21 protein-coding genes are annotated in these 25,649 nt (G+C 73.7%); 11 read left to right on the plus strand and 10 right to left on the minus strand.

Going from position 1 to position 25,649, the window contains the following annotated elements; all coding sequences use genetic code 11:
- Positions 1-132 precede the first annotated feature (132 nt).
- Positions 133-600 carry an RDD family protein gene (locus ACFW1I_RS17025; protein WP_384670437.1) on the minus strand — a complete coding sequence of 156 codons (468 nt, stop codon included), beginning with the start codon at positions 598-600 and terminating at the stop codon, positions 133-135.
- Positions 601-821: 221 nt separating this feature from the next.
- Between ACFW1I_RS17025 and glnA the strand changes: the two genes are divergently transcribed.
- Entirely contained in the window at positions 822-2,243 is a 1,422-nt protein-coding gene (gene glnA, locus ACFW1I_RS17030; RefSeq protein ID WP_384670439.1) for a type I glutamate--ammonia ligase, read from the plus strand.
- An 88-nt stretch (positions 2,244-2,331) separates the two neighbouring features.
- Here the strand turns inward: glnA and ACFW1I_RS17035 are convergent, their stop codons facing one another.
- A complete protein-coding gene (locus ACFW1I_RS17035; RefSeq protein ID WP_384670441.1) occupies positions 2,332-2,607 on the minus strand; it encodes a hypothetical protein in 276 nt (91 codons plus the stop codon).
- A 122-nt stretch (positions 2,608-2,729) separates the two neighbouring features.
- On the opposite strand from ACFW1I_RS17035, the gene ACFW1I_RS17040 reads away from it, so the two are divergent.
- Positions 2,730-3,092, plus strand: a complete 363-nt coding sequence (locus ACFW1I_RS17040; protein WP_384670442.1) for an arsenate reductase family protein — start codon at positions 2,730-2,732, stop codon at positions 3,090-3,092.
- Here ACFW1I_RS17040 and ACFW1I_RS17045 read toward each other — a convergent pair.
- Entirely contained in the window at positions 3,089-3,583 is a 495-nt protein-coding gene (locus tag ACFW1I_RS17045; protein ID WP_384670444.1) for a GNAT family N-acetyltransferase, read from the minus strand. The genes ACFW1I_RS17040 and ACFW1I_RS17045 overlap by 4 nt on opposite strands.
- Positions 3,567-4,475: a Gfo/Idh/MocA family protein gene (locus tag ACFW1I_RS17050; protein WP_384670445.1), complete on the minus strand. Its 909-nt coding sequence runs from the start codon at positions 4,473-4,475 to the stop codon at positions 3,567-3,569. The genes ACFW1I_RS17045 and ACFW1I_RS17050 overlap by 17 nt, the downstream gene beginning before the upstream one ends.
- Before the next feature lie 196 nt (positions 4,476-4,671).
- Between ACFW1I_RS17050 and ACFW1I_RS17055 the strand changes: the two genes are divergently transcribed.
- From ACFW1I_RS17055 to ACFW1I_RS17070, 4 genes are all read left to right on the plus strand, one after another.
- Positions 4,672-6,078: a hypothetical protein gene (locus ACFW1I_RS17055; RefSeq protein ID WP_384670446.1), complete on the plus strand. Its 1,407-nt coding sequence runs from the start codon at positions 4,672-4,674 to the stop codon at positions 6,076-6,078.
- A complete protein-coding gene (locus tag ACFW1I_RS17060; protein WP_384670447.1) occupies positions 6,075-7,223 on the plus strand; it encodes a hypothetical protein in 1,149 nt (382 codons plus the stop codon). The genes ACFW1I_RS17055 and ACFW1I_RS17060 overlap by 4 nt, the downstream gene beginning before the upstream one ends.
- Positions 7,224-7,413: 190 nt before the next feature.
- Entirely contained in the window at positions 7,414-8,445 is a 1,032-nt protein-coding gene (glnII, locus tag ACFW1I_RS17065) for a glutamine synthetase (RefSeq protein ID WP_384670448.1), read from the plus strand.
- Between the two features lie 388 nt (positions 8,446-8,833).
- The gene (locus ACFW1I_RS17070; RefSeq protein WP_384670449.1) at positions 8,834-9,355 is read left to right on the plus strand and encodes a winged helix-turn-helix domain-containing protein; all 522 of its coding nucleotides are present in this window, start codon (positions 8,834-8,836) and stop codon (positions 9,353-9,355) included.
- Here the strand turns inward: ACFW1I_RS17070 and ACFW1I_RS17075 are convergent.
- Both ACFW1I_RS17075 and ACFW1I_RS17080 read right to left on the minus strand, forming a co-directional pair.
- The gene (locus ACFW1I_RS17075) at positions 9,352-10,782 is read right to left on the minus strand and encodes a PepSY-associated TM helix domain-containing protein (protein ID WP_384670450.1); all 1,431 of its coding nucleotides are present in this window, start codon (positions 10,780-10,782) and stop codon (positions 9,352-9,354) included. The two genes, ACFW1I_RS17070 and ACFW1I_RS17075, sit on opposite strands and share 4 nt — an antisense overlap.
- A 63-nt stretch (positions 10,783-10,845) precedes the next feature.
- Positions 10,846-11,499 (minus strand): hypothetical protein, encoded by a 654-nt coding sequence (locus ACFW1I_RS17080; RefSeq protein WP_384670451.1) that lies wholly within the window; start codon positions 11,497-11,499, stop codon positions 10,846-10,848.
- Positions 11,500-11,666: 167 nt separating this feature from the next.
- On the opposite strand from ACFW1I_RS17080, the gene ACFW1I_RS17085 reads away from it, so the two are divergent.
- The 4 genes from ACFW1I_RS17085 (at position 11,667) to ACFW1I_RS17100 (ending at position 16,703) form a co-directional block, all read left to right on the plus strand.
- The gene (locus ACFW1I_RS17085; RefSeq protein ID WP_384670453.1) at positions 11,667-12,467 is read left to right on the plus strand and encodes a tyrosine-protein phosphatase; all 801 of its coding nucleotides are present in this window, start codon (positions 11,667-11,669) and stop codon (positions 12,465-12,467) included.
- A gap of 87 nt (positions 12,468-12,554) precedes the next feature.
- Positions 12,555-14,675, plus strand: a complete 2,121-nt coding sequence (locus tag ACFW1I_RS17090; protein WP_384670455.1) for a hypothetical protein — start codon at positions 12,555-12,557, stop codon at positions 14,673-14,675.
- A gap of 82 nt (positions 14,676-14,757) precedes the next feature.
- Entirely contained in the window at positions 14,758-15,642 is an 885-nt protein-coding gene (locus tag ACFW1I_RS17095) for a metal-dependent hydrolase (protein WP_384670457.1), read from the plus strand.
- A complete protein-coding gene (locus ACFW1I_RS17100) occupies positions 15,642-16,703 on the plus strand; it encodes a PDR/VanB family oxidoreductase (protein WP_384670458.1) in 1,062 nt (353 codons plus the stop codon). The genes ACFW1I_RS17095 and ACFW1I_RS17100 overlap by 1 nt, the downstream gene beginning before the upstream one ends.
- A 4-nt stretch (positions 16,704-16,707) precedes the next feature.
- Here the strand turns inward: ACFW1I_RS17100 and ACFW1I_RS17105 are convergent, their stop codons facing one another.
- Complete coding sequence (locus ACFW1I_RS17105; protein WP_384670459.1) at positions 16,708-17,109, minus strand: hypothetical protein; 402 nt, start codon at positions 17,107-17,109, stop codon at positions 16,708-16,710.
- A gap of 37 nt (positions 17,110-17,146) precedes the next feature.
- Here ACFW1I_RS17105 and ACFW1I_RS17110 point away from each other — a divergent pair, with 37 nt between their 5' ends.
- A complete protein-coding gene (locus ACFW1I_RS17110) occupies positions 17,147-17,866 on the plus strand; it encodes a TetR/AcrR family transcriptional regulator (RefSeq protein WP_384670461.1) in 720 nt (239 codons plus the stop codon).
- Here the strand turns inward: ACFW1I_RS17110 and ACFW1I_RS17115 are convergent.
- The 3 genes from ACFW1I_RS17115 to ACFW1I_RS17125 form a co-directional block, all read right to left on the minus strand.
- Complete coding sequence (locus tag ACFW1I_RS17115) at positions 17,851-18,183, minus strand: isomerase (protein WP_384670462.1); 333 nt, start codon at positions 18,181-18,183, stop codon at positions 17,851-17,853. The genes ACFW1I_RS17110 and ACFW1I_RS17115 overlap by 16 nt on opposite strands.
- A gap of 100 nt (positions 18,184-18,283) precedes the next feature.
- Positions 18,284-23,578, minus strand: a complete 5,295-nt coding sequence (pulA, locus tag ACFW1I_RS17120) for a pullulanase-type alpha-1,6-glucosidase (RefSeq protein ID WP_384670464.1) — start codon at positions 23,576-23,578, stop codon at positions 18,284-18,286.
- Positions 23,579-23,648: 70 nt separating this feature from the next.
- On the minus strand, positions 23,649-25,364 hold the full coding sequence (locus tag ACFW1I_RS17125; RefSeq protein WP_384670466.1) for a carbohydrate-binding module family 20 domain-containing protein: 1,716 nt from the start codon (positions 25,362-25,364) through the stop codon (positions 23,649-23,651).
- Positions 25,365-25,649: the final 285 nt, after the last annotated feature.

Raw genomic sequence — 25,649 nt, forward strand, 5'->3', positions numbered from 1 at the left:
CGTTTCTACTTTCTTTTGTGTCGGGGCGTGTGTTTATTGCGCCCTCCCCCTCCACTTCTCGTTGTCCCCGCGGCCCCCCGCCCCCCCGGGGTGCCCGCCCCCCCCCCCTTCTGTCGTCGGTACCGCTCCGGCTCAGACCCGCACCTGGACGGCGCCGGTGAAGCGGTCGTGGAGGCCGCGGCCGTCCCGGTCCCAGACCAGGGCGGGGATCGCCAGGCAGGTGAGGGCCGCGCGGAGCACGGCGCGGGGCAGCGAGAGCCGGCCGCCCGCGACCGAGACGACCCGCAGACGGAAGAGGAGCTTGCCCGGGGTGGCGCCGACGGTGCCGACGGTGAGGGCGTTCAGGGCGAAGAGGATGAGCAGGGCCCAGTTGCTGGTCGCCTGCCCGTAGCCGTCGGTGATGAGACCGTATGCGATCAGCAGGCACAGGCCCCAGTCCACGGCGAGCGCGCCGAGCCGCGCCCCGGGGCGGGCGATGGAGCCGGGCCCCTCCTCGGGGAGGCCCAGCTGCTGCCCCCGGTAACCGAAGTCCACGCCTGCTTGCTCCGCCGCGGCACGGGGGCCGGAGAGCCACGATCCGAGTGCTTGCCTGTTGTCCACCCGACCACCGTACTGCGCCCGTTTTCGATCACTTCGGTCCGGGTGCGGCTGAGGCGCGACACGGAGGGCCGCCACCCACCCCGGTTAACTTCGACGAAACAAATGGGTCATGCTTGAGAAATCCCGACTGCCTAGGGTCGGGTACGAGCGTGCGCCACCGCACTGGTGCATCACCGAGCTGCAACCCCGCCCCTCCCCGGGCCGGGAGTAGGAGGAGTTGGATGTCCAAGCACGGGTTCCAGAACGCCGAGGAAGTCGCGAAGTTCATCAAGGACGAGGACGTCAAGATGGTCGACGTCCGCTTCTGCGACCTTCCCGGCGTGATGCAGCACTTCTCGATCCCGGCGACGGCCTTCGACCCGTCCGAGGAGCTGGCCTTCGACGGCTCGTCGATCCGCGGCTTCCAGGCCATCCACGAGTCCGACATGGCGCTGCGCGCGGACCTCTCGACGGCCCGCCTGGACCCGTTCCGCCGCGACAAGACGCTCAACATCAACTTCTTCATCCACGACCCGATCACGGGCGAGCAGTACAGCCGTGACCCGCGGAACATCGCGAAGAAGGCGGAAGCGTACCTGGCCTCCACCGGCATCGCCGACACCGCGTACTTCGGCCCCGAGGCCGAGTTCTACGTCTTCGACTCGGTCCGCTTCGAGACCTCCGCGAACCAGGGCTTCTACCACATCGACTCCGAGGCCGGCGCCTGGAACACCGGTGCGGAGGAGAACAACCGCGGTTACAAGGTCCGCTACAAGGGCGGCTACTTCCCGGCCCCGCCGGTCGACCACTTCGCCGACCTGCGCGCCGAGATGTCCCTGGAGCTGGAGAAGGTCGGCCTCCAGGTCGAGCGCCAGCACCACGAGGTGGGCACCGCCGGCCAGGCCGAGATCAACTACAAGTTCAACACGCTGCTCGCCGCGGCCGACGACCTGATGCTGTTCAAGTACATCATCAAGAACGTCGCCTGGCGGAACGGCAAGTCCGCGACCTTCATGCCGAAGCCGATCTTCGGCGACAACGGCTCGGGCATGCACGTCCACCAGTCGCTGTGGTCCAACGGCGACCCGCTGTTCTACGACGAGGCCGGCTACGCGGGCCTGTCGGACACCGCCCGCTACTACATCGGCGGCATCCTCAAGCACGCCCCGTCGCTGCTCGCCTTCACCAACCCGACGGTGAACTCCTACCACCGCCTGGTCCCGGGCTTCGAGGCGCCGGTCAACCTGGTCTACTCGCAGCGCAACCGCTCCGCCGCCATGCGCATCCCGATCACGGGCTCGAACCCGAAGGCCAAGCGCGTCGAGTTCCGCGCGCCGGACCCGTCCTCGAACCCGTACCTCGCCTTCTCCGCCCTCCTCCTCGCGGGCCTCGACGGCGTCAAGAACAAGATCGAGCCCATGGAGCCGATCGACAAGGACCTGTACGAGCTCGCCCCCGAGGAGCACGCGAGCGTCCCGCAGGTCCCGACCAACCTGGAGGCCGTGCTCAAGGCCCTGGAGGAGGACAACGAGTACCTCCAGGCCGGCGGCGTCTTCACCTCCGACCTGATCGAGACCTGGATCGACTACAAGCGCACCAACGAGATCGCGCCGATCCAGCTCCGCCCGCACCCGCACGAGTTCGAGCTCTACTACGACCTCTAGACCGCAGGGCGCACCAGACGCACCGCTGAGGGGCGCCCCCCCCCGCCTCCCCGGGGACGGCGGCCCTCGCCGCATGTCGTCGTCCGTGTCAGTGGTTCTGGCGGATGAAGGTGCGGACCAGGCGGCAGGTGGTGTCCGAGGGCGGGTGGATGCCTATGCGGTGGGCCGTGGTGCGGATGGTGGCGTTGGTGGCCTTGGACGGGATGTAGACGCCGGCGTCGAGGAGGGCGATCGCGAGGCGCATCGCCTTGAGGCGGCGGTTGTGGGTGATGTACCACTCGCGCGGACGGCCGGCCGGGAGGGGCTTCTTCAGGAGCGGCGCGAAGGGTTCGATGGACGGCCTGCGGATCACGGCTGTTGCCACGGGCTACCTCCTGGCGAACGGTGGCGGGGGCCTCCCCTGGGCCCCTGCCTTCTGCCTCTATTTTAGGTGCTACCACTGACAATCGGGCCTGGTCGGACGGGGTTTGGCGGTAGCTTGGGGGGATGGAGATCTGGATCAATCCCGCCTGTTCCAAGTGCCGCGGCGCCCTCACCCTGCTCGACGCCGAGGGGGCGGATTACACCGTCCGGAAGTACCTGGAGGACGTGCCCTCCGTGGAGGAGATCCGGGCCGTGCTCGGTCGGCTGGGGCTGGAGCCGTGGGACATCACGCGGACCGGGGAGGCCGTCGCCAAGGAGCTCGGGGTGAAGGAGTGGGGGCGGGAGCCGGAGGACCGGGAGCGGTGGATCGAGGCGCTGTCGGCGCACCCGAAGCTCATCCAGCGGCCGATCATCACCGCCGACGACGGGACGGCCGTCGTCGGACGGTCGGAGGAGGCCGTGCGGGACGCGCTCGGGCGCGGTTAGCCGGCCGGCCGGAGGGCCCTGGTCATGAGGTGTTCGCCCGGGCGGTCGCCGGTGCGGCGGTAACCCAGCCTCTCGTAGAGGCCGATGGCCGGGGCGTTGTCCGTCAGGACCGCAAGGCGGAGGGCGGGGGCTCCGGAGCGCCGGGCCCACTCCTCCACGTCGGCGATCAGACGGGTCGCCAACCCCCGGCCCCGGGCCGCCGGCGCCACCCAGAGCGAGCGCAGTTCGGGGACGCCGTCCGAGGCGACGAGGCCGCCCGCCAGTCCGGCGGGACGGTCCCGGGGGAGGGCGACCAGGCCCAGGGCCGTCGGGTCGTCCAGGCGGGCCCGCCAGCGGGCCTCGCCGCCGGCGTGCCAGTGCGCCAGGTCCCTCCGGAACGCCTCGGGAGAGGTCGTCAGGGCCGCGATCCGGGCCTCGCGCCAGAGCGGCCAGTCGGCCGGGGTGAGGGTACGGAGGACGGGGGCGCCGGTGCCGTCAGAGGGCTGCCGCACGGGCCTCCGCCTCCGTGAGGAGTTCGGTGAGGCGGAGGGCGAAACGGGCGTCGCAGGGGTGCGGGGTGCCGGTGCGGGCCGCCGTCAGGAGGGCGTCGACGGCACGGCCGTACGCCTCCGCCGCGCCGTTCCATCCGGGCAGCTCCGCGCGGCCGGCCGCGCCGTGCAGGGTGATCGACGCGCCCGCCGCCGCCGGCGGGGCGCTCAGGGTCAGGGTCGCGGTGCTGCTCGCCCCCGAGGCGTGGCGGAGCACCAGGTGGTGGGTGTCCTCCGGGCCCCTGGCCGCGGTCAGGGACGTCACGTCGCCGAGGACCGGGAGGAGGACCGAGAGGACGTGCGGGCCGACGTCCCAGAGGCCGCCCTTCTCGCGGCGCCAGGGGGAGGCGGCGTACGGGCTCTCGGAGCCGGGGGCGTAGAGCGAGCCGAGCCAGCGGGCCTCGGCGACGTACCAGCCGCCCGCCTCCCGCTGCTCCTCGATCCAGCGGGCGGTCTCCGGGGCGAAGCGGAGGGTGCAGAAGACGACCGAGGCGACGCCCGCCTTCTCCGCCGCCTCCGCGACCTCGCGGGCCGCGGTGACCGAGGTCGCGAGCGGCTTGTCGAGGAGGAGGTGGCAGCCGGCCCGGGCCGCGCGGGCGGCGACGGTGGCCTGGACGTCCGGCGGGAGCGCCACCGCCACGGCGTCGCACTCGGCGAGGAGGACGTCCAGGTCCTCGTACGCGCGCGTGCCCGAGGCCGCGGCGAGTTCGGCGGCCGCCTCCGGGCGCCGGCCCCACACCCCGGCGAACTCGATCCCCTCGTGCGCGGCGAGCGCCGGGGCGTGGGTGCGGGCGGCCCAGGGGCCGGTGCCGACGAGTCCGATGCGGGGGCGCTGGGGTGCGGAGAGGGTCGCCATGGGCCCAGTCTGCACGGCGGGGGCCGTCCGCTCCCAACCGATATCGGCTTGGCTCCGCTCCCCGGTCCCGGTTAGCGTGCGTCCGTGCCGGCCGCGGGACTTCGGTACGACTTCCGGAACCTGCCTGAAGCAACGTATTCGCTGATCGTGCTCCCTCTCCCCGGCCGGCACGCCGACACGCGAGAAGGGGGACGCCGTGTCCGAGCTCGTCGCCGCCGAGGACGTGCTGCTGTTCGTCAACGCGGCCGTGACCTCGACCGGGCAGCGCGAGTTCCGGTCGTCCGCCGCCGAGCAGCGGCTGTCGCTGGCCTTCCTCCACGAGTACGTACGGGTCAACTACCGCCCGCTGTACGCCGCCTGCCTGGCGCTCGACATCAACGACCACAACGCCGCCCTCGTCGTCGAGCAGCTGCTGCGGACGCCCGGCGAGGCCGGGGACGGGGAGGGGCGGCTGGTCGCGGCCCGGCTGGCGCGGATGGCGCCGCAGCGGGTGTACCGGCTGTTCCGGCGGCTGCGGGAGGCCGGGGTGAACAACCGGCGCACGCGCGCGATCGTGCGGGAGTGGCTGGCCGCGCGGCCGGATCCGGTGCTCGACGCGGTGAAGTACCGCGCCGGGGTGAAGGCCGCCCTCAAGCACGCGCACGTGCCGGCCGCCGACGCCGAGACCGGCGACTTCCTCTTCGCGCCGGGGCGCCGGGTCCGGTACGCGCATCCGACGCTGGAGGCGTACCGGCGGGCGCACTACGAGGAGGGCGCGCTCTACGGGCTGCCGTTCAGCGTCGCGGAGGGGTTCGCGGCGAGGCACGGGGTGGACCGGAAGGTGTTCCTGGAGCGGATCGCGCCCCGGATGACGCGGCTGGAGCGGCTGCGGACCGACCGGGCCGCGGGGGCCGCCACGGATCTGGCGGCGATGCCGCTGACGCGGTTGGCGCTGTACGTGCTGGCGCTGCCGTGTGCGGAGCGGGCGGAGCGGCGGGAGGAGCTGACCGGGGCGCTGCGGGCGGCGGCGCGGCGGGCGGCGGGGCCGTGTGCGGGCGGCTGGGGGCGGGTCGCGGCGGTGCTCGACGACAGCTTCTCCTCGTCGGGTTCGTCGGTGAAGCGGCGGCGGCCGCTGGCCGTGGCGCTCGGCTGCCACTTCCTCCTGGAGGCGCTGGCGGCACCGGGGGCGTACACCGGTCTGTGGACGTCGGGGGGTACGGATCCGCTGCTGGTCCGGCCGTACGGGCCCACCCCGCTCGGCCTGCGGATCCTGGACGCGCTCGACGTCGGGCCGGACCGGCTCGTGATCGTCTCGGACGGCTGGGACAACGCGCCGCCGGGTCTGGCGGGCGAGGTGCTGCGGGTCTGGCGGTCGCGGCTCGATCCGGGGCGGCGGACGGCGGCGGTCCATGTGAACCCCGTATACGACGCGGGGGTCTTCGACGTGCGCCGGCTGGGGCCCTCGGTGCCCGCGGTCGGCATCCGGGACGCGGAGGACCTGCCGGCGCTGGTGGAGATCGCCGGGTTCGCCGAGGGGCGGACCGGGCTGACCGAGCTGCGCGCCTATCTGGACCGGCGGGTGGCGGACTTCCTCGCGGAGCACGGGAAGGGACGGACGGCGTGACGCGGATCGATCTGGCCGGGCTCGACACCCGGCCCGCGCAGGTGTGGGGCGGGGTGCGGCTCGTGCCGCTGGTGCGCGCCGAGCCGGTGGCCGGGCTGCGGCTGGGCCGGGAGGTGTACGCGGCGGCGGACGTGGCCGTGGACGTCGGCGACGGCACGGCCTACACGTCGTACATCCCGCACGGCTTCGTCGCGGACTGGTCGGGGGCGGGGCACGAGGAGGCGGCGTACGGGACGCGGCTCGGGGCCGGGGCGCCGGCCGCGGTGCCCGTGCGTGCCCCGCACCGCCGGCTCGCCCGGCGGGTCCCCGGCGAGCGGCGGCTGCGGTTCCTGCCGCTCCACCTCGCCCTGGAGGGGTATCTGGCGCTGCACTTCGGCGGGCCGTCGGTGCTGTGGGAGGAGTGGTCGCGGGCCGCGCTGCGGCAGGGGCTGTCGCCGCGCGCGGAGGCGGCGTACGACGGGTGGGAGGTGCCGGGGCTCGCGGAGGCGCTGCGGGTCTTCGAGCTGCACCCGGGGCAGTGCGGGGTGCTGGTGTACACGGCGGACGCCCTGGCCGCGGCCTTCGTCGTCCCGCATCCGGAGGACTACCGGCTGCTGCATCCGACGCTGGTGGAGGACCTGTACGGCGAGCTGGTGCACCAGTACGCCTACTACGGGGGCCCGGTGCCCGAGTTCACCGCCCGGATCCGGGACGGCGCGGGCGGCATCCGGGACCTCGCGGACCTGCGGGCGGCGGCCCGGGAGCAGGAGCGGCGCTGGGCGGTCGCGCACGACGGGCTGATGGCGGGGGACCTCCTGGAGACCCCGTACGCCTTCGAGCGGGTGTACCGGATGGGGTCGTTCGCGCTGTACCGGTTCCTGCCGCCGTTCGCGCGGGACGGGCGGGGGCAGCACATCGGCGAGCTGATCACCGACCACAAGGGGCGGACGGCCTATCTGAAGACCTTCCGGCTCTCGGACGCGCAGGTCAGACGGGGTTATCTGGTCCGCAGGCTGGCGTCCTGCGACTGGCACCCGGGGCGGACCGCGGAGGCGCTGGGGATCACCCGGGACGAGCTGGTCCGGCGGATCCGGGCGGCCGGGTTCGGCGCGCTGCTCGACGCGCACGGGCTCGCACAGGCGGCCCGGAATGCGCAGGAAGGCTGAGTAACACGGGGTTCACAAACGGGCAACCGAAGGGAAATCCCGTGTTGCGAAGCTGCGGTCACACGAAAGGCGCTCCAGACGGCGGGCCGGGTCCCCGGCCGGGCGTTCGGCGCCGCCACCGCAGCTTCTCGCAGCGCCGCGAGCCGCCGCGGATCCCCGCAGCAGCACGCCACGCCCTAAGGATGACCCCGTGACCTTCAAGGCTGAGTACATCTGGATCGACGGCACCGAGCCGACCGCGAAGCTTCGCTCGAAGACGAAGATCATCGCGGGCGAGGGGCTGCCGCTGGCGGAGCTGCCGATCTGGGGCTTCGACGGTTCCAGCACCAACCAGGCCAAGGGCCACGCCTCGGACCGCGTGCTCAAGCCGGTCTTCTCCTGCCCGGACCCGATCCGCGGCGGCAACGACGTCCTGGTGCTGTGCGAGGTCCTCAACACGGACATGACGCCGCACGAGTCCAACACCCGTGCCGCGCTGGCCGAGGTCGCCGCGAAGTACGCCTCCCAGGAGCCGATCTTCGGCATCGAGCAGGAGTACACCTTCTTCGAGGGCACCCGTCCGCTGGGCTTCCCGGTCAACGGCTTCCCGGCCCCGCAGGGCGGCTACTACTGCGGCGTCGGCGTGGACGAGATCCACGGCCGTCCGATCGTCGAGGCGCACCTGGAGAACTGCCTCAAGGCGGGCCTCGGCATCTCCGGCATCAACGCCGAGGTCATGCCCGGCCAGTGGGAGTTCCAGGTCGGCCCGCTGGCGCCGCTGGAGGTCTCGGACCAGCTGTGGGTCGCCCGCTGGCTGCTCTACCGCACGGCCGAGGACTTCAACGTCTCCGCGACGCTCGACCCGAAGCCGGTGAAGGGCGACTGGAACGGCGCGGGCGCGCACACCAACTTCTCGACCAAGGCGATGCGCGAGGGCTACGACGCGATCATCACCGCCTGCGAGTCGCTGGGCGAGGGCTCGAAGCCGCTCGACCACGTCAAGAACTACGGCGCCGGCATCGACGACCGCCTGACCGGTCTGCACGAGACCGCCCCGTGGGACAAGTACTCCTACGGCGTCTCCGACCGCGGCGCCTCGGTCCGCATCCCGTGGCAGGTCGAGCAGGACCAGAAGGGCTACATCGAGGACCGTCGTCCGAACGCGAACGTCGACCCGTACGTGGTGACCCGCCTCCTGGTGGACACCTGCTGCGAGGCCCTCGCCAAGGCCGGCCAGGTCTGATCCGCCGCCAGTTCCCCGAAAGCGCCCGCCGGTTCTCCCGGCGGGCGCTTCCGCGTGGCCGGACACCTCTCCGCTCGGCGGACACCCCATCCACTCCGTGGACGCCGCTCTCCACTCCGCGGACACCTCTTCGCTCCACGCTTCCCTGCTGGTTTAATAGGGATATGGATGGCATCCAGAACGAGAGCGCGCGGGGTCGACACGACCTCGAGCCGTTCTGGCCTTCCCGGCAGCACCACGACTTCGACCGGTGCTGTCGGCGCGTGAGGAACGCGTCGGCCCTCTAAAGCCCCGACCGGAGACGTGTCCGGTTCCGGCCTTCGGCCGACGCGCAGTGACGTACGACGCCTGTCCGTCCGTTTCTTCGCGCGAGAGAGCCGAGACTCCCATGGCCCACACCCAGACCGCCGCCGCCCCGCTTGCCGCCCCCCGTCCCCGTCTGCGCGCCGTCGCACCCGACGAGGCCGCCGGAATGGCCCGGGTCGCGGACTTCCTGCCGCCGGGCGCCACGCTGCTGCCGGCGCCGCCGCACACCCTGCCCGTCCTGCCGGGCCGGCCGCCGATGGTCGGTTACCTGGTGCTGATGCCGGCCGACCGGCAGCCGGAGCCCGAACCCGGGGGCGTCCCCGACGGGCCCGTCTCCATCGACGGCGAGCGGCGGATCGCCACCGTCGACGGGCGGGCGCTCGACCTGACCTATCTGGAGTTCGAGCTGCTCGCCCATCTCGTCGCCCACCCGCACCGGGTGCACACCCGCGACCAGCTGGTGCAGACGGTGTGGGGGTACGGGCACGTGGGCGACGGGCGCACCGTCGACGTCCACGTGGCGCGGCTGCGGCGGAAGCTGGGCGCCGAGCACCGCCACACGATCCAGACCGTGCGGCGGGTCGGCTACAAGTACCTGCCCTAGCGGGCCGCGGTGTCCGCCTCCTTCCTCGTCCTCACCCTGGCCACCAGGGCGAGGACGAGTTCCGCGGCGAGCAGCACCAGCAGGCTGACGCCGAGCAGCGGGACGAACCAGCCGACGAGGGCGGTCGCCGCCGCGAGCGGCAGCAGCAGCGTCACCGGCACCTTCCGCCAGGCGCCCCGGCCCACCGGCCGGCGCGGGCGGCGCAGCCACCACATGCGGTAGCCCCAGAGGATCATCAGGGCCAGCGCGAGGGCGAGGACGGCGAGCGCCAGCTGGTTGAACAGGCCCAGGAAGACGCCGGTGTGGGCGTCGATGCCGATCCGGGTCAGCTGCGCGAGGACCGGGTAGTCCGCGAAGCGGAGCCGGTCGAGGACGGTGCCGTCGGCCGGGTCGAGGGCGACCGAGTCCAGCTCGACCGGGAACTGCTTGTCGGTCTCCTTCACGACGTAGCCGCTGCCCTCGGCGGGCAGCGTGACGGCTATCGAGGCGCTGTCGAGACCGGCGGCGCGGGCGGCCGCCACCGCCCGGTCGACGCCGATGTCGGCGGTCGCGGGGGCGGTGCCGGCTCCCGGCTGGTGGCCGGGGCCGTGGCCGGCGTGCTCGGAGCCCGCGCCGGGGGCGGCGCCCGCGGAGAGGGTCGGGGTCGCGCCGCCCAGGCTGTCCTGGAGGGTGCCGATGTTCTCGCCGGCGTACCGCGACCAGGTCAGTCCGGTCGCGGAGAGCAGCAGCAGGCCGAGCGCCGCCCAGAGGCCGACCGAGCCGTGCCAGGAGAGGGTGCGGCGGCGGGACTTCGGGCCGCCCTCGGGCAGCAGGAGCGCCCGTCGCCTGGTGCGGCGCCGGGCGAACCAGAGGACCAGACCGCCGAGCACGAGCACCCACAGCCAGCTGGCGGCCAGTTCGCTGTAGATCCGGCCGGGTTCGCCGAGGTGCAGGTCGCGGTGGAGGCCGTCGATCCAGGTGCGCAGCGGCAGGGCGCCGCTGCTGCCGTAGCTGGGCAGCTGTCCGCGCACCTCACCGGTGTACGGGTCGACGAAGACGGCGAGCTTGGTGTCCTCGGGCACGTCGGGGTCGGTCATCAGGACGCGGGTGGTCGCGCCCGGTTCGGCGGCGGGCCAGACGGCGGTGACGGTGCCGTCCGGGTTCGCCTCACGGGCGATGCCGACCTGGCGGTCCAGCGGGAGGACGGCGTCCCCGACCGGGACCTCCAGCTCGTGCGCGTACACCACCTCCTCGGCCTGGAAGGAGAGCGCGTACAGCAGTCCGCTGAGCGCGGCGACGAGGAGGAAGGGGGCGGTGAGGAGGCCGGCGGTGAAGTGCAGGCGGAGGAGGAGCGGGCGCAGCGCGCTCCAGGCGCCGGGGCGGCGCGGGGCGGCGGGCGCGGGTGGCGCCTCGGCCGTGTCGGGGCGTGCGGGATCGTCGATGGTCATGACTGTCCTCGGAGTCTCGTGAGGGGTCTGCCGTCGGGCAGGGGGAAGCGGCCCCCGGCGGCGTCAGACGAGCGGACCGAGGACCGTGGCGCGGGGGACGGGCGGCCGGGGCGGGCCGCGCCGGGAGAGGACGTGCGCGAGGACGACGACGTGCGGGCGCCGGGCGTTCCGGCGGGGCCGCCGGACCGGGCGGCGCGGGTCGGCGGGGACGGCGGCGGGGCCGAGCGGCACGGCGAGGAGGTGCCGGAGCGGGGTGAGCGCGGCCTCCGCGAGCGCGAAGAAGGCGGCCTCGCCGCGGGCCAGCCACAGTCCGCAGACCAGGGCGGCGAGGAGGTGGACGGCGAGCATGCCGGGGCCGCCCTCGGTGAGGGGGGCGAGGCTGTCGGGGGTGGGGGCGGCGGGTGCCTGGTGGGCCGCGTGCGCCGCGTGTCCCGTGTGCGGCGTGGGGGCGGCCGGGGTGTGCGCGCCGGTCAGGGAGAAGGCGACGTGCAGGACGCCCTGGGCGGCGAGGGTGGCGCCCGCGCAGGCGACGGGGCCGCGGCGGCGGCCGGCCGCGCACCAGGCGACGGCGGCCGTGGCGGCCAGGGCGGTGAGGAGCGTGGAGGGGTCGAGCGGGTGCGCAGACATGGACGAATGCCCCACCGCTGCCAGTACGACGCAGACGACCGCGAACAGGGCGGCTCTCAAGGCGCGCAGCGGCGACCGGGGATGCGTCATCGGGGACATGGTGTCACCCGCCCGCGGGACCCCACGGACCGCCTGCCGATGGTACGGACCGGACTAATTTCCGGTGCTCCGGCGGGGGCGGACGGGCTGGTGGTGCCGAGTCGGGCCGGGGCGCTTACGGTCGGAGGAGAGCCGCGCGACGGGAGGAGCCCGACCCCATGGCCGCGATACCCGCCACCTCCGTCGCCAATCTGCGGGACCTCGGCGGTCTCCCGCTGGGCGACGGGCGTTCCGTACGGTCCGGGCTCGTGCTGCGGTCGGCGCAGCTCGACCGGCTGGAGCCGGAGGAGGCGGCCGTGACCGGGCTCAAGATCCGTACCGTCGTGGACCTGCGGACCGCCGCCGAGCGGGCCGACCGGCCGGACCGGCTGCCGGACGGGGCGCGGGCGGTCGTCGCGGACGTGCTCGCGGACCAGCTCGCGGCGAGCGGGCTGCCGCCGGCCGCCCGGCTCAAGACCCTGCTCGGCGATCCGGCGCTCGCGGAGCGGCACCTCGGCGGCGGCCGGATCGGCGCGGCGATGCGGAACACCTACCGCGCCTTCGTGACCAGCGACTCGGCCCGCGCCTCCTACCGCACCCTCCTCACCGAACTGGCCACGCCGGGCGCGGGCCCGCTGCTCTTCCACTGCACGGCGGGCAAGGACCGCACCGGCTGGGCGGCGACGGTGGTGCTCGGCCTGCTCGGCGCGGACGAGGCGACCGTCCGGGAGGAGTACCTGGCGGTCAACCCGGCGGTGCGGCAGGCGTTCGCCCCCATGATCGAGGGCTTCGTCACCCAGGGCGGGGACCCCGAGCTGGTCCTCGCGATGATCGGCGTACGGCCGGAGTACCTGGACGCGGCGCTGGAGGAAGTGGCGGCCCGCCACGGCTCCCTGGACGCCTACGTACGCGACGGCCTGGGCGTCCCGGACGACCTCACGGCCCTGATCCGCGAACGGCTGACGGTGTACGCGGCCTGAGGGCCCGTCCGGGCCCGGAGGCGGTCGGGGGCGATGTCGGGGGCGGTGCCGGGGTGACCATCGGAAGAATCGCTCGTTCTGCTGAACGTGAGCACCCAGGATCTCGTTCCGTCGCCCGTGGGGCCCGTCGACGTCGAGCAGGCCGAGGCCGCCCTCGTCGAGCGCTATCCGCGTCTCGTACGCATCGCCTATCTGGTCCTGCCGCCGACGCTGGGGCGCAACCGGCGGGTGCTGACCGCGCACGCGCTCGTTCAGCGGGCGCTGCCCCGGCGGCGGGTGCCGGGGCCTGCCGTGCCCGAGGCGCGGCGGCCGGAGGACGCGGTGGATCCCGGGTACGCGTACGTGCGCGGCGAGGTGCTGCGGCAGGCGCTGGTGGCCGGGCTGCCGTTGCGGCGGCTGGCCGTGCCGCGCCGGGCCCAGCTGCCGCCGCTGCTGCCGCAGGTGTGGGGCCTGCGGCTGTTCCCCCGGGCGGGCGGGGCCGACGAGCTGGCCCTGGACCAGCTGCTCGCCCGGCTCTCCGCGCCCGCCCGCGCCGCGTACGTGCTGCGCGGTCTGGAGCGCCAGGGGGACGCCGAGGTCCTCCGGGTCCTCGCCTCGGTGGGGGCCGAGGACCCGGAGTCGGCCCTCGCCGAACTGGCCGCCCTGGAGGACGAGGCGCAGGAGGCGGTGGAGGACGGGCCCGGGAACGGCTCCCGGGGCGGCCCCCCGCTCCCGGCGGCGCCGCGCGGCGGCGATCGGCCCGAGCGGGTGGCCGAGCAGGCCGGGCCCGGCCGTGGCCGGGGCGCCGGAGCGGCCGGCGGCACCCGCGAGGGCGGGGGCGGAGCCGGGGCCGGGACCGGCTCCGCCGGGCCTCGGCTCAGTGGGGCCTCGCTGCTGGAGTCGGCGGAGTTCGACCCCTGCACCCTGCAGGCGCGGCCCGGGGACCTGTTGCGGCGGCGGCAGCACGGGCGGGCCGCGCTCGTGGGCGTGGTCGCGCTGCTGGTGTGCGGGGCGCTGCTCGGGCTGCCCGGGGACGGATGGGGCAGAAACGGTGCTGCTGCGCCCAGTTACGCCCGCAACCCCGCCGCCGAGGCCGCGCTCGACCCGGCGAAGGTGAGGCGGGTCCCGCCGGCCGTCTGGCCCGGGGCCGTACGCCGGGACTTCTCGGTGTGGCCCGCGCGCGGCGAACTCGCCGGGGACGTGAAGCTGTTGCGGCGGGCGCTCGCCGTGTGGGCGCGGCCCGGCGGGGCGGTGGAGTCGTCGGCGACGCCGGGGACTCCGGTCGGGCCGCCGATGGGGCCGCCGCAACTGCTCTTCGCGGGGCGGGTGGACGCGGCCCGGGTGGTGCTGTTCCACGACGGGCTGCGGATCGTGCGGTACGCCGAGCCGGTGGAGGGCGGCGCGGGCGCCGGGCTCGACTTCGCGCGCGCCGACGCCGCCGAGGGCCCCGGCGCGACCGCCGTCGTGGTGACGCGGGCGGCCGGGAACGTGCGCTATCTGACCGCCCCGTGGGTGACCGGCGCGTCCGTACGGGACCTGCTGATGCCCGGCAAGGAGCCGTGGCGGCTCGGCCGGGACGAGCGCGGGGTGACCGACGCCGTGCCCAGCCCCGCGCTCGCGAAGGAGTGCGCGCGGTGGAACACCCTGGAGCTGACGGACGACGCGGGCGGCCGGCTCCTCGGCGACCTCGGCGAGCTGCTGCCCGCCCGGCTGCTGTGGGGCGCGCCCGGCGCGCCCGTGGAGGCGACCGGCCGCGAGGCGCGGGCGGCCTGGGCGCGGACGGCGTGCCAGCTGACGACGGTCGTCGGGCAGGGCGTGCGGTCGGTGCAGGCGTGGCGGTTCGCCCGGCAGACGCTGCCGGAGGGCGCGGGGCGGGCGACCTGGGTGTGCACCCGGGCGGAGACCTGGCGGGGCACCGGCAGCCGGGTCCTCGCTCAGTTCCTGCCGCCGGACCGCAAGGCGCCGGCCGCGCTCGCCTCCCGGGCGCAGGACGCCCCGGCGTGCGGGGCGCGGGAGCCGAGGGTGCTGGCCGGGGCGCTGTGGCAGGCGCCGGGCGGCGGCTGGTACGTGCTGGCGGCGGGCGGCCCGGACGTGGCCTCGGTCGAGGTGAAGGGCGGGGTGACGGCGCGCGCCGAGGGCCCGACGCTGGCGGCGAAGGCGGAGGCGGGCGCCCGCGCGGACCTGTCCGCCACCCTGGACGACGGCCGCCGGATGCCCGCGCTGCGATGAGGGGCGTCCGGCTGCCGCGCCTGGGCGAAAAAGGCCGTGCACGGCACTGTCGCCCGTGCTTACTCCTCAGTACATTGACGGCATGTCTAATACGCAGCCTGCACCGGTGGCGTCCGAACACGTCGAGCTCAAGGCCCGCAAAGTCGCCTTCGACTGGCAGGAGACCCCGCTCCACTGGGTTCCCGGCGACCCCTTCACCACGCACACGATCAACGTGCTGCACCTGCTGCTCCCGGCCGGCGAGCGGTGGTTCGTGCACGTCTACCAGCAGGCGCTGCCGTACATCACCGACGACCGGCTGCGCGAGGACGTCATCGGCTTCATCGGCCAGGAGGCCGTGCACTCGCAGGCGCACGACGACGTGCTGCCGCACCTGCGGAAGCAGGGGCTCGACCCGACGCCGTACACCGCGCAGGTCGACTGGTTCTTCGAGAAGCTGCTCGGCGACCGGACGCTGCCGCCGGGCCGGGCCCGCCGCTGGTGGCTGATGGAGCGGGTCGCGCTGATCGCCGCGATCGAGCACTACACCGCCTTCCTCGGCGACTGGGTGCTCAACGCCGACGAGCTGGACCGGCGCGGCGCCGACCCGATGATGATGGACCTGCTGCGCTGGCACGGCGCCGAGGAGGTCGAGCACCGGGCCGTGGCCTTCGAGCTCTTCATGCACCTCGACGGCGGCTACCGACGGCGCGCCCGCACCTGGGCGCTCGCCTTCTCCGCGCTGGTCTTCCTCTGGCAGCGCGGGGTCCGCTTCTTCCTGGAGAACGACCCGAGCCTGCTCGACCCCAAGGCGTCCTGGGCGGACTTCTACCGCAAGGGCCGCGAGGGCGTGCTGCCGTCCACCCCGGCGATGCTGCGCTCGATACCCCGCTATCTGAGCCGCGCCTACCACCCCTCCCAGGAGGGCGACACCGCGCAGGCCGTGGCCTACCTCGCCTCCTCCCCCGGCGCCAACGGAGGCCGCTGATGCCCCGGTTCACCACCGTCGCGCTGGCCGCCGGCGCCGCACTCCTCGTCCGCCGGGCGGTCCGCTCGCGCATGACGAGCCGGCCGCTGTGGCCGATGCCCTCCCTGGAGACGCCGGTCTCCGGATACGGGCGCGGGGCGACCGTCCCGCGCCGGGTGCTCGTCACCGGCCGGGCCGTCCCCGCCGAGGGCGTCGTCGAACTGCGCCTGGAGGGCGAGCGGTTGCCGTCCTGGGAGCCCGGCGCCCACCTCGACCTCGTCCTGCCCTCGGGGCAGGTCCGGCAGTACTCGCTCTGCGGCGACCCGGCGCGGCCGGACGTCTACCGGATCGCGACCCGGCTCATCGAGGAGGGGCAGGGCGGCCGGGGCGGCTCCCGCGAGGTGCACGAACAGCTCCACGAGGGCGCCGAGATCGAGATCCGGGGCCCCCGCAACCGCTTCCCGCTGGTCGCCTCCCCCGCGTACGTCTTCGTCGCCGGCGGCATCGGGATCACCCCGGTCCTGCCGATGGTGCGGGCCGCCGAGGCGGCGGGCGCGGACTGGCGGCTGGTCTACTGCGGCCGGACCCGCGCCTCCATGCCGTACCTGGCGGAGCTGGTGCGGCTCGGCGGGGACCGCGTGACCGTCGTGGCGGAGGACGAGGACGGGTATCCGGACCTGTCCTTCCTGGCGCAGGTGCCGGCCGAGGCGCAGGTCTACTGCTGCGGCCCCGACGGGCTGATGGACGCCGTCTCCGCCGCGATGCCGGAGGGCCGGGTCCCGCGCCTGGAGCGCTTCTCGGCGGTCGCGCCCGCCGACGGCACCCCGTTCGAGGTCGAACTCCGGCGCTCCGGGCGGACGGTGGCCGTCGCCGCCGACCAGTCGGTGCTCGCGGCGGTACGGGAGGAGGTGCCGGGCCTCATGTACTCCTGCACGCAGGGCTTCTGCGGCACCTGCCGGCAGACCGTCCTGGACGGCGAGGTCGACCACCGGGACGAACTCCTCACCGACGCGGAGCGGGCGGACTCGATGCTGATCTGCGTCTCGCGCTGCGCCGGGAAGAAGCTCGTCCTCGACCTCTGAACCGTCAGGGCAGGATCAGCCAGTCGAAGGCGAGGGCGGCCGCGAGGCCGCCCACCAGGAGCCAGGTGCCGAGGCGGGTGCGGCCGTTGCGGGAGAGCTCGATGACGATGCCGCAGAGGATCATCGCGAGCCCGTAGACGCCCACGACCAGCACGGAGGTCCGGCTGGCGAGGCGGATCACCAGCACCACGCCCATCACCACGAGCAGGACCGAGGCGGCCGCCACGCGCAGCCGCCTCGCCTGCTTGGGCGTCATGCCGTCGACGGGGTCCGCGGCCTCCTCGCCCTCGTCGACGTCGTGCTCGTCGTCGTCCTCGGCCTCGTCCTCCACCGTCTCGTCGAGTTCGTCGGGCTCGTCGGTCACGGGGCTCTCGGCGGCCGGGGTGGACTGGTCGGAAGCGCTCATGAACGAGGAGCGTAACGGACCCCGATAGGCTGTTCGTATGACGACCGGTGTGCGGCGCAGGATGGGCGTCGAGGAGCGCAAGCAGCAGCTGATCGGGGTGGCCCTCGAACTCTTCAGCAGCCGCTCGCCCGACGAGGTGTCCATCGACGAGATCGCCGCCGCCGCGGGCATCTCCCGGCCGCTGGTCTACCACTACTTCCCCGGCAAGCAGAGCCTGTACGAGGCGGCGCTGCGGCGCGCGGCCGACGAGCTCGCGGCCCGCTTCCTGGAGCCGCCGCAGGGCCCGCTGGGCGCGCGGCTGCTGCGGGTGATGGGCCGGTTCTTCGACTTCGTCGACGACCACGGGCCGGGTTTCGCGGCGCTGATGCGGGGCGGTCCCGCGGTGGGTTCCTCGACGACCAACGCGATGATCGACGAGGTGCGGCAGGCCGCGTACGAGCAGATCGTCGCCCACCTCGGGGTGGCGGAGCCGTCGCCGCGGCTCGAACTGGTCGTGCGGTCCTGGGTGTCGCTCGCGGAGTCGACGGCGCTGCTGTGGCTGGACGGGCGGCGGGTGCCGCGCGCGGAGCTGGAGCAGAAGCTGGTGCACGACTTCGCGGCGCTGACGGCGGTGAGCGCGGTCTACGACGAGCAGGCGGCGAAGGTGCTGACGGCGATCCTGGCGGAGGAGCCGGCGGACGGGCCGTTCGCGGAGCTGGTGGGCCGGCTCCTCGAGCTGGCCCCGGCCCCGGCCGTGCCGGCTCAGCCCGCGCGGTAGGACGAGTCGAGGTCGCGGATCTCGACCGAGAGGCGCACCCGGTCGGTCGTCTTGAGGTGACGGGACAGCAGCGGCAGCGCGGCCTTCGACAGCCGGCTCTTGGTCTCGTCGTACTGCCCCCAGGGCAGGGCGATGTGGGCGTGCACCACGGCCCGCTCGACGGCGCCGTCGCCGACGACGGTCTCCTCGACCTCCCGGAAGCGGGTCGCGCAGGCGGCGAGCGGGGCGCCGGTGACCTCCGCCACGAGCGCGTGCAGGGCGAGCGCGAGACCGCGCCGGTCCAGCGGCGCGGAGTAGTCGACGGTGATCTGCGGCATGACGGTCTCTCCTGGTGGTGCGGGATGTCGGGCCACAGCTTTACGGCGCGGGCCCCGGCCGCACAAGAGGCGGCCGGGGCCCGTGTTCCGTGGCGGATCGTCAGCCGGTGGTCCTGAAGACCGCGACCGTGCGGGCCGGGACGGTGAAGGTGCCCGAGCCGGTCTCGTAGGAGGCGGTCCTGGTGACGGCGTCGGAGCCGTTCGCCTGGACCGGGTGGAGGGCGTAGGTCGTGCCGGCCAGGCCCGGGACCGTCTGCTTCCGCTCGCCCGGGGTCGCGTTGAACACGACCACGAGGTCGCCGAGGCGCATGGTGATCACGCCCGGGGTCTCGTCGGTGCCGGAGAGCGGGAAGGAGAGGGCGGACTGCACCTGGCCGGCCGTGGCGAGCGAGAAGGCCGGTTCGGTGGAGCGGATCTTCTGGAGGTCCCGGTAGGCGGCGGAGGCGCCGTCGATGTCGGCGCAGCCGGGCGTCAGGTTCGGGAGGGCGAGGAGCGGCTTGCCGTAGCCCCACTTGGCCTTGTTGTCGGCGGCCGGCGGGAGGCCGATGCCGAAGCCGTTGCCGTCGCGGCAGTCCCAGTGGATCGCGTTGAACCAGTCGCCGCTGTCGTAGGAGTTGCGGTCGAGGGACTTGGAGCGGAGCAGGTCGGAGCCGGCCTGGGAGAGCGCCGGACCCTGGGAGAGGGTGGCCGTGGCCATGGCGAGGACCTGCATGCGGGCCCGGTCGGCGGCGGAGGTGCCGGCCGGCAGCTTGAAGGCGAGGGCGTCGTAGAGGGTCTCGTTGTCGTGGGCGTCGGCGTAGGCGAGGGCGTCGCCGGGGGCGGCGGCGTAGCCGGCCGGGGCGCCGTTGTAGTCGACCTCGGAGCCCTTGACCATGCGGCCCGAGGTGTCGGTGAAGGTGTAGCCGGCGAGGTTGCCGGTGAGGCCGACCTTGATGAGGTCCTGGTAGTGCAGGAGGCGGGCCTTCTGCTGCTCGGGGGTGCCGTTGGCGGCGGAGGTGTTGGGGTCGGTGTAGAGGCCGGAGGCGAAGCCCTGGATGCCGGGGTCCTCGTCGAAGGGGCCGCCGCCGCGGACGGCGTCGCGGGCCCGGTCGGAGAAGGTGGCGACGCCGGTGCCGGCCATGTTCTTCTGGGTGGCCTGGACGAAGCGGGCGTCGTCGGCGATCTCGCCGAAGTTCCAGCCCTCGCCGTAGAGGACGATCGCCTTGCCGTCGACGCCGTCCTTCTCGACGGTCAGGGCGTCGAGCGCCCTGCGGACGGCGAGGATGTTCTCCTTGGGGTGGTGGCCCATGAGGTCGAAGCGGAAGCCGTCGACCTTGTACTGCTTCGCCCAGGTGACGACCGAGTCGACGACGAGCTTGCCCATCATGGCGTTCTCGGGCGCGGTGTTGGCGCAGCAGGTGGAGGTGGCGACGGAGCCGTCGGCCTGGAGGCGCTGGTAGTAGCCGGGCACGATCCTGTCGAGGACCGACCTGTCGGACTGTCCGGCGGCGACGGTGTGGTTGTAGACGACGTCCATGACGGTGCGCAGGCCCTGCCCGTTGAGGGCCTGGACCATCTGCCGGAACTCGACCGTGCGGCGGGTGCCGTCCGGGTCGGTGGAGTAGGAGCCCTCGGGGACGGTGTAGTGCAGCGGGTCGTAGCCCCAGTTGTAGGCGTCCTTCGCGGCGGCGGCGGTGACGCACGCCTGCTGTTCCTCGGAGTCGGGGGCGTAGACCTTCAGGTCGCAGGCGGGGGCGGTCTGGTCGGACTTCTTCTCGGGGATGGTGCCGATGTCGAAGGCCGGCAGGAGGTGGACGTAGGAGGTGCCGGAGTCGGCGAGGGCCTTGAGGTGCCGCGAGCCCTTGCTGTCCTCGTCGGTGAAGGCGAGGAAGGTGCCCCGGTGGCCGGCCTTCGCGGTGGGGTCGGCGATCGAGAAGTCGCGGACGTGGAGTTCCTGGATCTGGGCGTCCCGGAGCGGCACGGCGGCCGGCTTCCTGAGGGTCTTCCAGCCGGCCGGGGCGAGCTTCGGGTCGGCGAGGTCGACGACGAGGCTGCGGGCGGAGTCGGCGGTGAGGGCGGTCGAGTAGGGGTCGGTGACCCGGTTCTCGACGAGCTTGCCGACGCTGGGCGCCCAGACCTTCACGACGTAGCGGTACGGCTTGCCCGCCCAGGTGCGGGGGCCGGTGACCGACCAGACGCCGGAGGCGGGGTCGCGCCGCATGGGCACGGACTTCCCGTCGAGTTCGAGGGCGACGGACTGGGCGGTGGGGGCCCAGAGGGAGAGGGTCGGGCGGCCGGCGCGGAAGACCGGGCCGAGGTTCGCCTGCGTGGCCTTGGCCGCGTACAGGTCGTCGAGGATTCCGGCGGTCTGGACGCCGGTGGCGGCGAGCAGGGCGCCGTTGGCCGCGCGCTGGGTGGCGATCAGCTGGCCGCGCAGGGAGCCGCGGACCCGGTCGGCGTCGCGCGGGTCGACGGTGAAGGCCGGGTAGTCCTTGAGGTGCGGGAACTTCGCCTTCTGCGCGTCGGTGAGGGTGGCGGCGTTCAGCCGGAGCCACCGGCCCTCGCTGCTGAGGGCGCCGTCGGTGACGGTGATGCCGCCGTCGGGGGCGTGGACGAGCTGCTGGCTGGTGGAGTCGTTCGCCTTCACCTTCCAGACGACGGTGTTCCGGTCGATCCACTGCGCCTCGGCCTTGCCGAGGTCGAGGGCGGGCGCGCCGCCGGAGGTCGGCAGGAGGTACTTGGGCTGTCCGGCGAGCAGCCAGACCTCGTGGCCGGTGGCGGCGAGGTCGAGGGACTGGTCGGTGGGGAGGTCCTTCTGGTCGCCCTTGTGGAGGATGTACGAGAGCGAGGTGGCGCCCTCGGCGAGGGGCACCTCGTAGACGGCGCCGTAGGCGTCGACCCGGGTGGGCAGGAGGGGCTTGGACCAGTCGGTGGGCTGGGCGGCGCCGGTCCACAGGTGGAGGCCCCAGCCGTCGTAGTTCCCGTCCTCGCGCTGGTAGTGGAGGACGGCCTTGGTCCTGTCCGGGGTGGTCGGGGCCGGGGCGGTGTCGGACTGGCCGTCCTGGCCCTGGGTGACCCAGACCTCGCCGGTGCGGCCGAGGCTGATGGTGCGCTGCGGGCCGTCGGCGGTGCCGTCCTTCTCGACGGTGTACGCGACGGTGGAGGCGCCCTCGGGGAGCTTGACCCAGGCGAAGGCGCCGAAGGCGTCGCGGCCCGTGAAGGCGGCTCGCTGTCCGGCGGCGTTCAGGGTCCAGCCGTCGTAGTTCCCGTCCTCGCGGCGGTAGTGGACGATCGCGTAGGGGCGCTCGACGGCGACCGGCTTCTCGGGGGCCGGGGGCGCGCCGGCCGTGGTGGCGGCGGTGGCGCTCGCGGTGCGTCCGGCGGCGTCGACGACGACCGCCTTGTAGCGGAGCGGGGTGCCGGCGGGCGCGGTGACGTGCTGGGTGACCTTGTAGGGGGCGTGGTCGGCGGTGCCGAGGGTCTGCCAGCGGCCGTTGCCGACCTGGGCGGCGAAGACGACCCGGTCGAGGCCGCCGCCGGTGACGTCGGCGGTGAGCTCGACGGTGCCGGTGGAGCCGGCGGCCGGGGCCTTGAGGGTGACGGCGGGCTTCGCGGCGACGGCCGGGAGGGGCGCGTCGGCCCGGAGGACCAGGGTGGAGAGGGCGGGGACGGTGACGGTGACCTTGCCGTCCTTCGCCGTGACGGCGCCCTGACCCCCGTACAGGGCGTGGAAGGCGGCGGAGTCGACGGGGACGTCGACGGTCTTCGGCTCGGTGGCGCTGTTGGCGGCGACCAGGTACTCGACGCGCTGCCGCGCGTCGGTGCGGGTGGCGGCGTAGACGGAGCCCTCGGCGAGGCGCTCCCGTTGGATGCCGTCGCGCAGGGCGGGGTGCTCGCGGGTGAGCTTCGACAGGGCGGCGATCGACCGGTAGACCGGGTGGCCGGTGTCGTACGCGTCGGAGGCGTGCGTGCGGTCGGTGCCGAGCTGGTCGTCGTCGAGGTAGTCGGCGACCCGGGAGCCGAAGAGGGTCTGGCGGGCGTCCTTGTCGCCGCCGGCGCCGGTGAAGCCCTGCTCGTCGCCGGAGTAGACCACCGGGTTGCCGCGGGAGAGGAACATCAGCTCGTTGGCGAGCCGGGCGCGCTGGACGAGTTCGGCGTCGCTCGCGTGCGGGTTGTCCTGCTTGAGGAAGGTCCCGAAGCGGCCCATGTCGTGGTTGCCGAGGAAGGTGACCTGCTCGTAGGCGTTGGCCTTGTCGGTGGTGTAGCGGAAGTCCTCGGCGAAGACCTTGGCGAGGCGGTCGGCGCCGGCGCCCTGGGAGGCGAAGGCGCGGGCGGCGTCCTGGAAGGGGAAGTCGAGCGTGGCGTCGAGCCGGCCCCGGGTGACGTAGGGGGCGGTGACGGTGGTGTCGGCGGAGTACACCTCGCCGAACATGAAGAAGTCCTCGCGGCCCTGCTTCTTGGCGTACGCGTCGAGGGCGGTGGCCCACTGGGTCCAGAAGTCCAGGTCCACGTGCTTGACGGTGTCGATGCGGAAGCCGTCGATGTCGAAGTCGCGGACCCAGGTCTCGTAGATCCTCCGCATGCCGTCGACGACCTCGGGACGCTCGGTCCACAGGTCGTCGAGGCCGACGAAGTCGCCGTACTCGGCGGACTCGCCCTGCCAGGTGGAGTCGCCCCGGTTGTGGTACATCGTCGGGTCGTTGAGCCAGGCCGGGACCTTGTCGCCGGTGCGCTCGACGGGGGTGTACGGGAAGGAGTCGGCGTCGACCTTCCCGATCGCGGTCCGGTCGTCGAAGGGGCGGCCGTCCTTGTCGAGGTACGGGTAGGCGCCCTTGGGGCGGTAGCCGTACTTCTTCTCGGCGTAGTCGACGGTGTCGGCGGTGTGGTTGGTGATGACGTCGAAGAAGACCTTCATGCCCTTGGCGTGGGCGGCGTCGATCAGCTTCCTCAGGTCGTCGTTGGTGCCGAAGTGCGGGTCGACCTGGGTGAAGTCGGTGATCCAGTAGCCGTGGTAGCCGGCCGAGGCGTCCTTGCCCTCGCCCTGCACGGGCCGGTTCTTGAAGATCGGCGCCATCCAGATGGCGGTGGTGCCGAGGCCCTTGATGTAGTCCAGGCGCTGGGTGAGGCCCTTGAGGTCGCCGCCCTGGTAGAAGCCCTTGTCGGTGGGGTCGAAGCCGGTGGCGGTACGGCTGCCGGTGAGACCGCCCCGGTCGTTGGAGGGGTCGCCGTTGGCGAACCGGTCCGGGAGCACGAAGTAGAACTGCTCGCGGGTGAGGTCCTGGCGGGCCGGTTCGGCGGCGAGCGCCCGGTCGGACGGCGGGGCGGGCGGGCGGGGCGCGGCGGTGGCGGGGACGGCGGGCACGAGGGCCGCGCACAGGGCGGCGGCGAGCGCCACCGCCGTTCTCTTGGGTATCACGGGGGTGCTCCCTGGAGGTACGGGAAGAGGGGGCCGCCCCGGTCGGGGCGGCCCTGGCGTGGCGGAGGGGTCAGCTGCGGAAGGTGTCGTTCAGGACGACCTGGCCGGAGGCGGGGACGGTCGCGGTGCGGTTGGCGCCGGACTCCCAGGTGACGTTCCCGGCCGCGTCCTTGCGGACGTACTTGTACTCGAAGGCCGTTCCGGCGGGCAGGTTCACGGCCAGCTTCCACACGGGGTAGGCGGACGGGTCGAGCTTGAGGGCGGCGGCGGGGGCCCAGTTGCCGAGTTCGGCGCGGTTGCCGACGACGTAGATGTTCTGGCCGACCACGGTGGTGGCGGTGACGTTGAAGGAGGCGCCGGTGGTGGCGGGGGGCGTGGTCGGCGGGGTGGTGGGGGTGGTGCCGCCGCCGCAGCTCGTGGCCCCGGTGTGCAGGGCGAGGGCGGTGTCGGCGGCGAGGGTGGCGGTGAACTGGCCGGCCGCGTTGACGGTCACGGCGGTGTTCGACTGCACGTCGCAGTAGGTGCCGGCCGGGAGGGAGGTCTGGAAGGTGCGGGAGAGGGCGGACGACTCGTGGTTGATCGCCACGTACGCCTTGGAGCCGCGGCCGAACGCGATCGCGTTGTTGCCGTTGTCCCACCAGTGGGAGACGGCCTCGCCGCGGGCGGTGTTGCGGAAGGCGACCATGGAGGAGATCTCGCGCCAGGCGTGCTGACACTTCCAGCCGTCGCTGTAACAGGCGTTCACCTGGCCGCCGTTGGGCGGGCCGGCGTCCTTGTCGGTCCACTCGTAGCCGGAGTGGACGTCCGGGGAGCCGTAGGGCCAGGCGAGCATGAAGACGGACGCCAGGGTGTACTGGGCGCCGTTCTTGTAGTTCAGGGTGTCGCCGCCGCGCTCGGTGTCGTGGTTGTCGACGAAGACGCCGGACTGGCCGGAGGGCATGTGGCCCCACGCCTCGCCGAAGTTCTTCAGGTAGGCGAGCTTCTCGTTCTGGAGGACCCGCTTGAGGTCGCGGGCGTAGCGGAACTCCTGGACGTCGCCGCTGCCGAGGTACTCGCTCGGGGAGACGGCCTCGCCGGCGCCGTGGATGGCTTCGAGCTTCCAGTAGGCGTTCGGGTTCGTCAGCCGGGACTTGATGTTCGCGAGGTCGGCGGCCGGCATGTGCTTGGCGGCGTCGATGCGGAAGCCGTCGACACCCAGCGAGAGGAGGTCGTTGAGGTAGCCGGCTATCTTCCCGCGGACGTACTCCTCGCCGGTGTCGAGGTCGGGGAGCTGGACCAGTTCGCAGTTCTGGACGTTCGCCCGGTCCTGGTAGTCGGAGATCGCGGACCGGCAGTCGTCCATGTCGGCGCCGGAGTAGAGGCCCGGGTAGTCGTACTTGGAGAACGGGGTCCCGCCCGTTCCCGTGCCCGACCCGTTCGCCATGTGGTTGATGACGGAGTCCGCGACGACCTTCACACCGGCCGCGTGGCAGGTGTCGATCATGTTCTTGAAGGCGGTGCGGTCCCCGAGCCGCCCGGCGATCTTGTAGCTGACGGGCTGGTACGAGGTCCACCACTGCGCGCCCTGGAGGTGCTCCTGGGGCGGGGAGACCTGCACGTAGCCGTAGCCGGCGGGGCCGAGGCGGTCGGTGCACTCCCGGGCCACCGAGGCGAACTTCCACTCGAACATCACCGCCGTGACGTCCTTGGTCCCCGGCGGGGTGGCCTGCGCCGGGGCGTTCACCGTGACGGCCGCAGCGGCTCCCGCCACGAGGGCGAGTGCAGCGGCCACGGTCTTTCTTGCCATGCTTCCTCCTGGACGACGTCCCTGTCGTGTCGAGAGCTGTTCGCAAGAAGTTGCCGAAATTCTCAGCAACTGTTTTCAGCCGCGACCGTAGGGGCGTACAGGCGTGCGGTCAAGACTTCCCGCACGCCCTCCGCGGGGGATCAGGCGAGGGGTTGCGGCGGCGGGGGGGGGGGGCCCCCCCCCCCCCCCCCCGGCGGGAAGACGGACTCGGTGCCCTGCACCCGGCTGCCCTCCCTAGCAACCCCGCCCGCGCCCGCGGCCGCCCGCCCCATAGCCCGCCCCGGC

Source organism: Streptomyces sp. NPDC058955, assembly GCF_042741435.1.
GTDB lineage: Bacteria > Actinomycetota > Actinomycetes > Streptomycetales > Streptomycetaceae > Streptomyces.